Below are 13429 nucleotides of genomic sequence, written 5' to 3'. Positions count from 1 at the left end.
CGCCGCGGTTAATTTCCGCCGATAAAGTCCGCTTTACCAATATTCACGCCCAGATGGCGCAGAATGTTATACGCCGTGGTGATATGGAAATAAAAGTTAGGTATGGCAAATACTGTCACGTAGCTGTGTGCAGTAAATTTCATTTCACGGTTTCTGCCTTTCACCACGATCTCACGGGATTCATCGCCTTCCAGTTGCTGTGCGTCCACGCTTTCGATAAAACGCAGTGTGTTGGCGATACGTTCCTGCAATTGGGCAAACGTCACTTCGTTGTCTTCCATCGCCGGCGCGGTAATACCGGCCAGACGGGCAACCGCGCCTTTCGACATATCACTGGTGATCTGCACCTGACGCGCCAGCGGATACATATCTTCTGCCAGACGGGTATTCAGGACTTCTTCTTCTGATTTGCCGTTTTCCTTTGCCCATGCCTCGCCCTTTTCCAGTAATGCTGAAAGATTCTGTAAACCACGAACAAACTGTGCCGCTGTACTGCCATAAAGCGATGCTGACATGATGCTTCCTCAGTGAATGACGGGTTAGAACAACTTAGAACAACCGGCGCTACCTTAGCGCGTTCCGGTCTGAACAGCGTGACGTTTTATAGCAGTGAAGGATGGCGGAACGTCAGGTTTGCGACGTGCGCCGCTCTTTTTGTCAGCGCATGTAAAAACAACCCCGGGTGGATCAATTCTTGCATTTCCTACTCCCGCAAAAACATCTGACAGAGGACCCCTGATGACCATCACCTTTATTGCACACTCCACGCCCGAACCCGCGTTGTACGGCGCGATGGCAGCGATACTTGCTGAGCTACGCGCTTTGCCGCTGTGTCATTTTCCCGTCAGTCATGATGCGCAACGTTACCCGAATGCGCGCCAGCACGTGACGGCGCAGGGACAGGCAATAACCAGCGGGCTGGTGTGGCTGGAGCGCCTGACCGGGCGTGATGCGGGTGAGGAATCCGGCATTGAATCCCTGATTTATCGGGCACTTAAAGAAGATATCGTCGTGCCCTTGCGTGAACCGTTATCCGCAGAGTTGAACGCATTCATTACAGCACAGGGCATTGAAACTGAATCATTAACCGTGGTGCGCAATCAGGATAAATTCCAGCTGGAAGACTGCATCACCGGCAAAATTCGCAGTAACGGCTGGGGACGCGATGCCTTTGGCCGCTGGGCATTAGGTTCGGTTTCACAGCCGGTCATGCGGGCAGGAAAAACCCTGCGCGTGGCACTGGTGGGGGATGTTAGCGAGCAGCGCGACAGTTATCCGGCAATGCTCGCTGCACTGGGAGACGCCGCCGATGCACTGGCAATGAACATTGATGTTGTCTATGTGACATCCACGTTACTGGGCAGCCAGCTTGATTGCACACTGGCTGACGTCGACGGCATTATCTTCCCGGGCGCAACGATCACCCGCAGCGATGCGCAGGCCGGACCGCTGGCAACCGCCACCTGGGCACTGGAAAACCAGACCCCGGTGTTAGGGATTAATCAGGGCATGCATCAGATGATCACTGCGCTGGGGCAGAAAGTGCTCGGACAGGAACGTGTAGTCATGCACGGGCCGTCAACGCTCGGCAGCCTGCAAACCGGTTTACCGCTGGCCGAACACACCCAGCCCCGTCTGGGAAATCACCCGGTCATCACCCGCCGCGGCACCCTGCTGGCCAATAAAACGGGCAATGAATTTTTGCTGCGCTACAACCAGCGCCGCTATCTGAATCCGCATTTACTGGCGGAGCTTGAAAGCGCGGGGCTGAACGTTTCAGGGTATGACGAAAGTGGTGAACAGGCGCAGGCTGTTGAGCTGAACAATCATCCGTTCTTTATAGGCGTTCAGGGGCAACCGGAGCTGACGTCACGACGCGAGCGGCCCAATCCGCTGCTGATGGCGTTTCTGCAACAGGTGCGTCAGTGCAACCGTGACCGCGATGTCAGTCACGCCGCACTGACCAAAAGCGTGCGTTTAAAACATCCGCACAGGCTGATGGGCTGATGACGACGCCGTCTAACTGCCGCGATAGGTGGAGCAGGAATAAGGGCTGATCAGGAGCGGCAGATGGTAATGATCCTGTTCACCGGCGATCACCACATCAATGATCGCCGAGTGATAAAGCGTCTCACGACCGGTGGCGGCAAAATACGCGCCGATATCCGCACACAAGCGGTAATGCCCTGAGGCGACCGGTTCCGGTGTTAATTTTGCGGCACGACCATCGGCATCCGTTTGGGTTTCGCTGACAAGCGTGATGTTGTGCCCTTCCACCCTTTCCAGCCAGACGCGCACATTGGCCGCAGGCTGCCCTGACGACGTATCGAGAATATGGGTGGTGACTTTCGTTTTAGAAACAGAGGTCATGACTGAAATATCTCCTTTAAACGCAGCAAGGTAATTTCTTTGAGTTGTTGCGCCGTTTCGCGATCTTCATCGTCCGGTAAATTCTGTAGCCGCCGTTGCAGATTATCCAGAATCTGCTCTGCGCTGCGCCCTTTGGCGCGGATCAAAAATACCCGTCCGAAGCGCTGTTCATAACGCAGATTACCGTCATGCAACGCATCAATCACTGCCTGCTGGCTGATATTGAGCGTCGCCTGTTCGCCACGGGAAAGCTGCGCTTCTTTGCCGGTGCCGCTGGCCCGTTCACCGATGCGCGGATGCGCAGACAGCGCGCGGGCAATGTCTTCCTGCGTCCAGTTGTCACAGGCCGCTTCGGCACAGCGCAGCACATCTTCCACAGAAGAATAAGGCCGCGCCTCACTGACCGTTTTCGCCCAGGCCGGAATACTGACCAGCGGGCGCAACAGGGAAATGGCTTCGGTTTCGGATAACCCATTGAACGCTTCCGGTGTCATAAATGCCCCTCACCAAAACTCAGCACAGTATTAATATATGCCTGCACCGCGAATGCCACGTCACCGGAGGTAACAGACTCATCGGGATGATGGCTGATGCCGTCTTTGCAGCGCACAAACAACATGCCGACCGGCCAGCATTCGGCGATAGCAATCGCGTCGTGCCCTGCGCCGCTTGGCAGCGACATCGCCTGTCCCTGCAAGTGTAAAACGCTCTGGCTGAGACGATGCTGTAAACCGGCGTGACATTCCGTCGCGCTGATGCTGTAAAACTGTTCGCAGGCAAACGTCAGCCCGCGACGTGTAGCAATCTCACGGCCCTTCGCCAGCAGTGTTTCAAGCAATGCAGATACATCGCCATCACGTGGTCCGCGCACATCCAGCGACAATTTCACCTGCCCCGGAATGACATTCACCGCGCCCGGCAGACATTCCAGCGTACCCACGGTTGCCACCGTATTGCGACCGGTGGCGGTGGTGATGCTTTCGATGGCCAGTGTCCATTCGGCTGCCGCAGTCAGCGCGTCCTGACGCTGCCCCATTGGTACGGTGCCGGCATGACCCGCATGACCGGTGAATTCACAATTAAGGCGACGCGCGCCATTAATCGCCGTGACCACGCCGAGCGGCACGTCCGCCGTTTGCAGGCACGGGCCCTGCTCAATATGCAATTCCAGATAGGCGCAAAAATCGCTGACCGCACGCTGTGATGCGCCGATATTCAGCGGATCCAGCCCGACGTGACGCATCGCCTGAGCAACCGTAATACCCTGCGCGTCCTGACGTTCCAGCCAGTCGGCGGGCCAGGTGCCGGTCAGTCCGCGACTGCCAAGCAGCGTGATGCCAAAACGTGTGCCCTCCTCATCGCAGAACCCGACGATTTCCACCGCCATCGGTAAACGGATGGCGTTCTGATGCAAATGCGCCACCACTTCCAGCGCGGTCAGCACGCCGAGCGGGCCGTCATAACGGCCGGCATTACGCACGCTGTCAAGATGTGATCCCAACAAAATGGCCGGTGCCGACGCATCCAGCCCTTCATAACGCCCGCAGATATTGCCGACGCTGTCCTGCCAGACGCGCATCCCGGCGGCGCTCATCCATTCGCCCACCAGACGGTTGGCTTGCAAATGCTCCGGCGAAAGATACACGCGGGTCAGTTGCCCCGGCGTTTCGCTGATGGCGGCCAGTGCGTCGCAACGCGCCATCACCCTTTCAGCGGCAAGCTTTGCGCTTTCTGAAACCGCAGCCAGCGTAAAGGCTTCAGCCATTACTGACCTCCCGCGTAGTGGTCCCAGGCGGCCTGCGCCCCTGCGCCGTATTTCGACGCAAAGCCCAGACGGTTAAGCACCGCTTCCAGCGCCACCAGCGTCTGCAGCACACAGTCTTTACGGGCGTTGTAGCCCATGGTGCCGATGCGCCAGATTTTTCCGGCCAGTGGGCCAAATGACGTACCGATTTCAATGCCGAAGTCATTAAGCATGATCTGGCGAACCTGTTCGCCATGAACGCCCGGCGGAATGACCACGCCGAGCACGTTGCTCATGCGGTTATTCAGGTCACCGAACACTTCCAGTCCCATGCCCTGAATGCCGGCCAGTAATGCGCCACCGTGCAACTTGTGGCGTGCGATACCGGTATCCAGCCCCTCTTCCAGAATAATGCGTGCGCATTCGCGGGCTGCGAACAACATGCTGGTGGCTTCGGTATGGTGATTCAGACGCTCCGGCCCCCAGTAATCCATGATCATGCCCAGATCGAAATAGTTGGAGTAAATCATCTCTTCGTCACCGTCAGCATGATCCGCCGTACGGATGCCCTGCTCGACGCATTTACGGCGGCGGATTTGTTCTTCAAAGCGCGGGCTGATGGTGACCGGTGAGCTGCCTGACGGGCCGCCGAGGCATTTTTGCAAACCGGCAGAAACGGCGTCCAGCCCCCAGGCATCGGTTTCCAGCGGGTTACCACCAAAGGACGCCGTGGCATCGGAGTAGAACAGCACGCCGTGACGGCGGCAGATTTCACCCAGTTGTTCCAGCGGCTGCAACATGGTGGTGGAGGTGTCGCCCTGCACGGTCAGCAGCCAGCGCGGTTTCACCGATTTAATCGCATCTTCGATTTGCTGCGGGTCAAACACTTCGCCCCACGGCGCTTCGAGGGTGTGCACTTCGGCGCGGCAGCGGCGGGCAATCTCGCACAGCAAATGACCGAAGCGGCCAAATACCGGCACCAGTACTTTGTCGCCCGGACGGATACCGGAAAGCAGCACGGCTTCAATACCGGCGCGTGAGGTGCCGTCGATCAGGAACGTCCACTGATTGTCGGTTTTATACAGCGCACGGTACAGCGCCATAACTTCGTTCATGTAGCCGGTCATCACCGGATCATATTGCCCGACCAGCTGGCTCGCCATCGCCCGCAGCACGCGCGGATCGGCATTGATGGGTCCCGGCCCCATCAGCAGACGGGTTGGCGGGTTGATTTGTCCGGGAGAGATGAAATCTGACATAGTTAATCCTTTACAATGTTAGCTTGCTGCAGCCTCATTTAAGCCGCGTACGGATGCGATAAATTGTCTCAGCTCGGGGGTTTGCGGATTGGCAAACAACGTCCGGCTTTCGCCCTGTTCCCACACGGTGCCCTGATGCATAAACACCACGCGGTCGCCCACTTCACGGGCAAAATTCATTTCGTGCGTCACCAGTACCAGCGTCATGCCTTCTTTCGCCAGTTGCTCGAGCACTTTCAATACTTCGCCGACTAATTCCGGATCCAGCGCTGAGGTGATTTCATCACACAACAGCACTTTCGGGTTCATCGCCAGCGCACGCGCAATCGCCACGCGTTGCTGCTGACCGCCGGAAAGGCTGGACGGGTAATAATCCATGCGATCCGCGAGGCCCACTTTCGCCAGCATCTGTGCGGCCAGTTCACGGCACTCAGCGGCAGATTTTTTCAGCACCCGGCGTGGTGCCAGCATGACGTTTTCCAGCGCGGTCATGTGCGGGAAAAGATTAAAACTCTGGAACACCATGCCAACGGAACGGCTGATATCACGCGCCTGGGAATCGCGGTCGGTAATGGTCATTCCGCCCAGTTTGATGCTGCCTTCCTGATAGCCTTCCAGCCCGTTCATGCAGCGTAACAGCGTGCTTTTCCCTGAACCGCTGCGGCCGATGATCGAAATCACTTCGCCGCTGTCGATATCCAGATCCACGCCTTTCAGTACGTGGTTCTGGCCGTAAAATTTCTGAACCTGATTGATGGTGATCAGCGGCATTACTGTTTCTCTCCACGCAATGATTTTTCTAAATGCTGACTGTAACGGGACAGCGGATAGCACATCAGGAAGTAGCCCAGCGCCACTAATCCAAACACTTTGAATGGCTGATAGGTCACGTTATTGAGCATGGTTCCGGCTTTGGTCAGTTCGACAAAACCAATAATCGAGGCCAGCGCGGTACCTTTCACCACCTGCACTGAAAATCCGACCGTCGGCGCAATAGCAATGCGCAGCGCCTGCGGGGTGATGACGCGCCATAGCGTCTGGCCAAAATTCAACCCGAGACAGCGCGACGCTTCCCACTGGCCTTTCGGCAACGCCGCAATACTGCCGCTCCAGATATCCACCAGATAAGCGCTGGTATACAGCGTCAGCGCCAGCGCGGCAGCAGTCCACGGGCTGACGTTGATCCCGAACAAACCCAGCCCGAAGAAAGCCAGGAACAACTGCATCAGCAACGGCGTGCCCTGAAACAGCTCGGCATAAAGACGCACAAACCTTCCGGGCCAGCGGCGTTTGGTGAGACGCAGTAGCAGCAACGGCAACGTCACCAGCGTGCCGCCAATAAAGGCAGTCAGCGACAGCAACAATGTCCAGCGCGCCGCCAGCAGGAGATTGCGCACAATGTCCCAGTCGGTAAAGGTCATCATGAGTTTTCACTCCCAAAGACACGGCGTCCGGCCAGCAGCAGCAACTGACGCATTGCGACGGACAGCATCAAATAGAACAACGTGGTGACCAGATACACTTCAAAACTGAGGAATGTACGCGACTGAATTAAGTTGGCGGCAAACGTCAGTTCTTCATAGGACACCTGCGAGACCACAGAAGACCCGAGCATCACGATAATGCACTGGCTGACCAGCGACGGATAAATGCGTTTCAGCGACGGCGGCAGCACGATACGCAGGAACGTCTGGCTGCGGGTTAATCCCAGCACACGTCCGGCTTCCCACTGGCCTTTCGGCGTCACCTGAATACCGGCGCGGATAATCTCCGTGCTGTACGCACCGAGGTTAATCAGCATCGCCAGCAGTGCCGCTTCACCGGCGGTCATTTTCAGGCCGATAGCCGGCAGGCCAAAGACAATGAAAAATAACTGCACCACAAACGGCGTATTACGGATGGCTTCGACATACACGCCCCATACCGCACGCAGGGTTTTATGGTTGCCGCAGCGGATGGCCGCGCCGCAAATGCCGATTGCGACACCGCCAACCGTTGCCATTACCGTCAGCTCAATGGTGGTCCATAAACCGGCCAGCAGTTCCGGCATATAAGGCCATAGCGCGCTAAAGTTAAGCTGATAGGTCATGAAAGATCTCCGTCAAACCCTGATTACGCGCCGATGGAAGCAGGCAGCGGTGCCTTCATCCATTTTTCAGACAGCGTATTCAGCGTCTTGTCTTTGATGCCTTCGGCGATCAGTGCATTCACTTTGTCTTTCAGCGCAGGTTCGTCTTTACGCAGACCCACGTAGCACGGCGAATCTTTCAGCATCACTTTGGAAACCGGTGCCTTGGCCGGATTCATGCGGGCAATGGCTGCCACCACCAGGTTACCGGTGGCGATGTATTCCACCTGACCGGACAGGTATGCAGACAGCGTAGTGTTGTTGTCTTCATAGCGCTGAATTTTGGCATCTTTCGGCGCCACGTCTGTCAGTGCCAGATCTTCCACTGCACCACGGGTCACGCCGATGGTTTTACCGGACAGCGCTTTCAGGTCGGACAGTTTGTCCCCCTGCGCACCAAACACGCCGAGGAAGAACGGTGCGTAGGCATTGCTGAAATCGATGACTTTTTCGCGCTCAGGATTTTTACCCAGGCTTGAAATCACCAGATCGACTTTATCCGTTTGCAGATAAGGTACGCGGTTGGCGCTGGTGACCGGCACCAGTTGCAACTTAAGTTTCATCTTATCGGCCAGATAATGTGCCATATCGATGTCATACCCTTCCGGCTGCAAGTCCTTGCTCACCGAACCAAACGGTGGGAAATCCTGAGGAACGGCCACGCGCAGTACGCCGCGTTTCTGAATATCCTGTAACTGATCGGCCATGACGGCAGATGCCTGAAGCACCAACATTGCCGCACCTGCCCACATCAACAGCCGTTTGTTCATGTTCATAGATTATCTCCGGTGAAAGGTTTTTGAAACGATAGATTCTTATATTTATAACTCTGCAACGAATGTGCCAAAACCAGCACAGCGAAAAAAATGCGGACAAAATCACGGTACCACAAGGAATTAGAAAATTGAGGATACGATCAGGAGGGATTTTTTTGCCCTGAATCAGGGCAAAAGGACTGAAAATAAGAAAATCATGACGCACTAAAAATGTGCAAAGGCACCAGAAAAGCGCTCAGTTTGTTCTGCAAACGGGAATCAGCGCTGCTCAAGCTCATCCAGATCGTTATACAAATCGCTTATCTGATGAATGCGCTGCCGGCCTGAGGTGAGCATCTCGTGCAGCAATGCGTTGCTGAGTAAATTCGCCAGACTCATGGCGGAAGAATAGCTGTCAAACGCCGATACGCTGTCGAGAGGCGCGGCCAGATGCCAGGTTGCCAGTGGGATCAGCGTCTGGGCCTGCGGCTCGCAGATCAACAACACCGGCACGCCCATCGTCTGTAATTGCGTGAGAACTGCCTTCGCCATGCGCGGCCTGCGGCGGAAGGCAACGAAAATCACCACATCCTGCACAGTCAGATCCACCAGTTCTTCAGCCAGCGTCTGGCCCGGTTGCGGCATCATCATCACGCCAGTGCGTACCTGAATCAGTTGCTGACGCAAATGCAGCGCCACCGGATAACTGTTGCGAAAGCCCAGCAGGCGCACCTGCCGCGCCTGACTGAGGGCGGCGATCAGCGCGCCAAACTGTACGCCATCAATCTGATTAATCCACTGCGTCAGGTTGGCCATTTCCTGCTTATAATGCCGCGATAACAAAGTGTTGCCCTGCACCGCATCGCGACTGTCCGTCAGCGGCATACCGCTCTGGCGCAGGGTGCGCATTTCATCGCGCATGTCACGGTAACTCGGATATCCCAGGCGCTTGAACAGCCGGCTGACCGTGGCTTTCGACACGCCGCTCAGCCGTGCCAGTTCGGCGCTGTTATAACTCATCAGGTCGTCAATACTGGCAAAAATAAAGTCGGCCACCCGCTGTTCCTGCGGCGTCAGCTCTGCGTAATGGTCACGCAGACGTTCATCAATCTGTTTCATCCCCGTCCCTTTTGTAACCAATGTTTCAGCGGAACATACCATGCACTATGCTTGCCAATGCAAGCTAAATTATGAGTGAAAGCGTGAAGATTCTGCCGATGTGGAACACCTCTTGCTTAACTTTATCCCTACGCGCCCACATCCCTGCATGCGCGGGCAGCATAAAAAAAGCGTTTCAAAAAGGACATCGCATGATTAACAGTAACAGCGCGCCGCTGGGCATGGCGGTCACACCCCATCATCTGGCGAGCCAGAGTGCGCTTGCAGTATTGCGCGAAGGCGGCAATGCCATCGAGGCGATGGTGGCGGCGGCCGCGACAATTGCCGTGGTCTATCCGCACATGAACGGTCTGGGCGGCGATGGCTTCTGGCTGATTGTGCCACCGCAGGGAAACCCGGTGGCAATAGATGCCAGCGGTGCCGCAGGCTCCCTCGCCACTCTCGATTTCTATGCCGGTGAAACGCATATTCCGCATCGGGGACCGAAAGCCGCGCTGACAGTCGCAGGCACTGTCGGCGGCTGGCAGGAAGCGCTGAATGTGTCGGCTGAATTTGGCGGCGAGCAAAAACCGCTCTCCCGCCTGCTGCGTGATGCCATTCGTTACGCTGCTGACGGCATTCCGGTAACGGCCTCGCAGGAAGCTGCGACCCGTGCCAAACAACACGAACTTGAAAATTTCAGCACCTTCGCCGACGTTTTTCTGCCTAATGGCGATGTCCCCCGCGCCGGAAATCGCTTTACCCAGCCGCAGCTGGCGCAGACATTATCGATGCTGTGCGAGGACGGGCTGAACAGTTTCTATCGTGGTGAGCTGGCCGACAATATGGCCGCCGACATGGAAAAGCTCGGCATGCCGGTCACCCGCGCTGATCTCGCGGCTTACAAGCCTCAGCGTCGTGTGCCGCTGCGGCTCAAACACAGTAAAGGCGAAATATACAACCTGACACCGCCGACGCAGGGGCTGGTTTCACTGGCGATCCTCGGCCTGACTGACCGCCTGCCGCTGGAAACCCTGGATGAAAGTGCGACGATTCATAGCATTGTTGAAGCCACCAAACTGGCGTTCGGCCTGCGTGACCGTTTTATCACCGATCCGCGCATGATGACGCAGGATGCCCAGAGCCTGTTGGATCCCCAATATCTGGATGCCCTCGCCACACGCATCAAACCCCACAGCGCTGCCGACTGGGGCAAAGGTAAAGGACCGGGCGATACCGTCTGGATGGGTGTGATGGACAGCAGCGGACTGGCTGTTTCTTTTATCCAGAGTATTTATCACGAGTTCGGCAGTGGCGTGGTGCTGCCGGGCAGCGGCGTGTTGTGGCAAAACCGTGGCGCGTCCTTCAGCCTCGATGCAGGGCATTTACTGGCGCTGGCGCCGGGCAAACAACCGTTCCATACCCTTAATCCTGCCGCCGCACGCTTATATGACGGGCGCACGATGGTTTACGGCTCAATGGGGGGAGACGGACAGCCGCAGACGCAGGCCGCCGTGTTTATCCGCCATGTGGTCCAGGGACAATCGTTACAGCAGGCGATCAGCGGCCCGCGCTGGCTGCTTGGCCGTACCTGGGGCGAGAGTTCGGATTCACTGAAACTGGAAAGCCGTTTTGCCTATCCGACGCTGGCGGGCCTGAGACAGCGTGGTCACGACGTCGAACTGTTGCCAGATTTCAGCGAAGCCGTCGGCCACGCTGGCGCGATCGTCCGCCATACCAACGGCATGTTTGAAGGGGCCTCCGACCCGCGCAGCAACGGCAGCGCAGCCGGATTTTGATCAGAGTTCGCTCATGAAAATTGATAAGGAAGCAGCATGAAAGAGACATCCGCAGCGACCAGCTGGGCCGCCTATATCTGCCAGATGGAATCCGTTCTGGCGCTGGAACTCGACGACGCACGTCGTCAGGAATTGCTGGTGCAGTTCAGCCGCATCGCCCAAATGGCGCAACCCCTGATGGATTTACCGCTCGATGCCCGACTGGAGATTGCCGGGGTATATCGCGCATGAAATCGCTTGATCACTTTACGATAAGCCAGTTACATCGGGCACTTGCGCAGGGGGATATCTCCGCCAGGGAAATAGCCACTTTCGCGCTTGATGCCATTGAACAGGCGAATCCGGTCATCAATGCTTATACGCATATCACCCGTGAACGCATGCTGAGTGAAGCTGCAAAAGTTGATAAAATCCGGGCCAGCGGCGCAACATTGCCTCCGCTGGCGGGTATTCCTTATGCAGTGAAAAACCTGCTGGACGTGGCCGGGGAAGTGACGCTGGCAGGCGCAAGCCTTAACAGCAACAATGCCGCCGCACGTCAGGACGCCTGGACGGTTTCACGCCTGACCTCACAGGGTGCAATGCTTTCCGGCATGCTGAATATGGATGCTTACGCGTACGGCTTCACCACGGAAAACAGCCATTATGGCACCACCCGTAACCCGCGGGATCTGTCGCGTGTGGCCGGAGGCTCTTCCGGCGGTTCAGCCGCTGCCGTCGCTGCCGGGCTGGTACATTTCAGCCTCGGCAGCGATACCAACGGTTCGATCCGCGTGCCGTCCTCGTTAAGCGGTATTCTGGGCCTGAAGCCCACCTTCGGGCGGATTTCACGTCGCGGCAGCCAGCCGTTTGTTGCCAGCCTCGATCACATCGGGCCGATGGCCCGTTGCAGCGAAGATTTGTCGCAGGTTTATGATGCCATTCAGGGCACGGATCCGCAGGATCACTTCCAGGCCGATAAGCCTGTGACCGGGACATTTTCACTGCTTAAACGCGGGCAGGAAGGTTTGCGCAGTGCCGTTTTGGGCGGATATTTTTCCACCTGGTGCGATGATCACGCCAAAGTAGCCGTAAGTCAGGTCGCGCAGGCACTGGGAGCGCAGGAAGAAATTGAAATGCCACAGGCCGAACTGGCGCGTTCCGCTGCGTTTATTATCAGTGCGTCGGAGGGCGGCAATCAGTATTTGCCAAAACTGCGCAGCATACCGGAACAGTTTGAGCCGCTGTCGCGCGAGCGCTTACTGGCGGGGGCGATGATCCCGGCGGCATGGTATGTTCAGGCACAGCGTTTCCGTCAGCAGTTTCAACAGCAAATCTTGTCCTTGTTCGATCATTGGGACATTCTGATCGCGCCTGCCACACCGTGTCCGGCGACCCTCATTGGTCAGGAAACCTTTCACATCAACGGTCAGGATCTGCCAACGCGCGCCAGTATGGGTATGCTGACGCAGCCGATTTCGTTCCTCGGCCTGCCGGTGGTAACGGTGCCGGTCACCACATCAACCGGTCTGCCGATAGGATTACAACTGATAGCGCCACCGTGGCGCGAAGACCTTTGCCTGCGCGCTGCCCGGGCGCTTGAGCAGCAGGGGATCGTGAAAGTGAGCAGTTCTCCGGTGATGCCCGCCTGACAGCCTGCATCTCCGTTTTCCAGGGTGAAGTGAAAAGAGTAAAGAGAGTCACTATGAAAACTGAACATATCGACCGCCCGGCGATCCTTGCCGAAATGAACGCGGCATTTTATCGCTATGAACAGGCGCTGATCACTAACGATACCGCCGTCCTCGACGAACTGTTCTGGCACGACCCGCGTACCGTGCGCTACGGCGCGGGAGAAAATCTTTACGGCATTGACGCCATCCGCGCATTCCGCATAGCACGATCGTCACAAGGGTTAGACCGGGAACTGGTCAATACCACCATCACCACTTTTGGCGACGACATGGCGGTCGCCAGTACGGAATTCCGCCGGGAAGGCAGCGACAAGATTGGCCGTCAGCAGCAAACGTGGGTGAAGATGCCAAGTGGATGGAAGATTGTGGCGGCCCATGTGAGTCTGATGGTTTGACCGAACCATTGGGCGGTTCAGCTTTGGAAAGCTGAGGAAACTTTTTTCCGGTTTCACCGAAGGGGAGTTTTGGTTACCACCGAGGGGAAATCTGAACGGTGATAATTTCGGTTTCTCAATAATAGCGATCACTTATCGCGCTGCGCCGAAACCGCCCAAAAGGGGAAAGTGCTTTTCCCCTTTTGGATTTCCCTACGCTTTTTCAACA

General features: G+C 56.7%; 15 protein-coding genes. 5 read left to right on the top strand and 10 right to left on the bottom strand.

What is annotated here, in order from left to right:
- Positions 1-8: 8 nt before the first annotated feature.
- Positions 9-515, bottom strand: coding sequence for a DUF1993 family protein (locus EVX52_RS23910; RefSeq protein WP_129955048.1), 507 nt, complete (start codon positions 513-515; stop codon positions 9-11).
- A 223-nt stretch (positions 516-738) separates the two neighbouring features.
- Between EVX52_RS23910 and EVX52_RS23905 the strand changes: the two genes are divergently transcribed.
- Positions 739-2007 (top strand): glutamine amidotransferase, encoded by a 1269-nt coding sequence (locus tag EVX52_RS23905; RefSeq protein ID WP_129955047.1) that lies wholly within the window; start codon positions 739-741, stop codon positions 2005-2007.
- 12 nt (positions 2008-2019) lie between these two features.
- Here EVX52_RS23905 and uraH read toward each other — a convergent pair whose 3' ends face one another.
- From uraH to EVX52_RS23860, 9 genes are all read right to left on the bottom strand, one after another.
- A complete protein-coding gene (gene uraH, locus EVX52_RS23900) occupies positions 2020-2370 on the bottom strand; it encodes a hydroxyisourate hydrolase (RefSeq protein WP_129955046.1) in 351 nt (116 codons plus the stop codon).
- Positions 2367-2864 carry a 2-oxo-4-hydroxy-4-carboxy-5-ureidoimidazoline decarboxylase gene (uraD, locus tag EVX52_RS23895; RefSeq protein ID WP_129992259.1) on the bottom strand — a complete coding sequence of 166 codons (498 nt, stop codon included), beginning with the start codon at positions 2862-2864 and terminating at the stop codon, positions 2367-2369. Before uraD ends, uraH begins: the two co-directional genes overlap by 4 nt.
- Positions 2861-4135: an allantoate amidohydrolase gene (gene hpxK / locus EVX52_RS23890; protein ID WP_129992258.1), complete on the bottom strand. Its 1275-nt coding sequence runs from the start codon at positions 4133-4135 to the stop codon at positions 2861-2863. The genes uraD and hpxK overlap by 4 nt, the downstream gene beginning before the upstream one ends.
- Entirely contained in the window at positions 4135-5373 is a 1239-nt protein-coding gene (locus EVX52_RS23885) for an alanine--glyoxylate aminotransferase family protein (protein ID WP_129992257.1), read from the bottom strand. Before EVX52_RS23885 ends, hpxK begins: the two co-directional genes overlap by 1 nt.
- Before the next feature lie 18 nt (positions 5374-5391).
- Positions 5392-6144, bottom strand: coding sequence for an amino acid ABC transporter ATP-binding protein (locus EVX52_RS23880; RefSeq protein WP_129955042.1), 753 nt, complete (start codon positions 6142-6144; stop codon positions 5392-5394).
- The gene (locus EVX52_RS23875; protein ID WP_165383764.1) at positions 6144-6797 is read right to left on the bottom strand and encodes an amino acid ABC transporter permease; all 654 of its coding nucleotides are present in this window, start codon (positions 6795-6797) and stop codon (positions 6144-6146) included. The genes EVX52_RS23880 and EVX52_RS23875 overlap by 1 nt, the downstream gene beginning before the upstream one ends.
- Positions 6794-7462, bottom strand: coding sequence for an amino acid ABC transporter permease (locus EVX52_RS23870; protein ID WP_129955041.1), 669 nt, complete (start codon positions 7460-7462; stop codon positions 6794-6796). Before EVX52_RS23870 ends, EVX52_RS23875 begins: the two co-directional genes overlap by 4 nt.
- 23 nt (positions 7463-7485) lie before the next feature.
- Positions 7486-8277, bottom strand: coding sequence for a transporter substrate-binding domain-containing protein (locus EVX52_RS23865; protein ID WP_129955040.1), 792 nt, complete (start codon positions 8275-8277; stop codon positions 7486-7488).
- Positions 8278-8535: 258 nt separating this feature from the next.
- Positions 8536-9375: a MurR/RpiR family transcriptional regulator gene (locus EVX52_RS23860; RefSeq protein ID WP_129955039.1), complete on the bottom strand. Its 840-nt coding sequence runs from the start codon at positions 9373-9375 to the stop codon at positions 8536-8538.
- 191 nt (positions 9376-9566) lie between these two features.
- On the opposite strand from EVX52_RS23860, the gene EVX52_RS23855 reads away from it, so the two are divergent.
- From EVX52_RS23855 to hpxZ, 4 genes are read left to right on the top strand one after another with little or no spacing between them, the layout of a single operon-like run.
- Entirely contained in the window at positions 9567-11153 is a 1587-nt protein-coding gene (locus tag EVX52_RS23855) for a gamma-glutamyltransferase family protein (RefSeq protein WP_129955038.1), read from the top strand.
- Between the two features lie 36 nt (positions 11154-11189).
- Complete coding sequence (gene hpxX / locus EVX52_RS23850; RefSeq protein WP_129955037.1) at positions 11190-11384, top strand: oxalurate catabolism protein HpxX; 195 nt, start codon at positions 11190-11192, stop codon at positions 11382-11384.
- Entirely contained in the window at positions 11381-12784 is a 1404-nt protein-coding gene (locus tag EVX52_RS23845) for an AtzE family amidohydrolase (RefSeq protein WP_129955036.1), read from the top strand. Before hpxX ends, EVX52_RS23845 begins: the two co-directional genes overlap by 4 nt.
- Positions 12785-12837: 53 nt before the next feature.
- Positions 12838-13221: an oxalurate catabolism protein HpxZ gene (gene hpxZ, locus EVX52_RS23840; protein WP_129955035.1), complete on the top strand. Its 384-nt coding sequence runs from the start codon at positions 12838-12840 to the stop codon at positions 13219-13221.
- The last annotated feature ends 208 nt before the right edge of the window (positions 13222-13429 follow it).

This window comes from Rahnella sp. CFA14(1/10), from assembly GCF_004195095.1.
GTDB lineage: Bacteria > Pseudomonadota > Gammaproteobacteria > Enterobacterales > Enterobacteriaceae > Rahnella > Rahnella perminowiae.
Note: the sequence above shows the minus strand (reverse complement) of the source record. Positions and strands in the feature narration are given on the sequence as shown.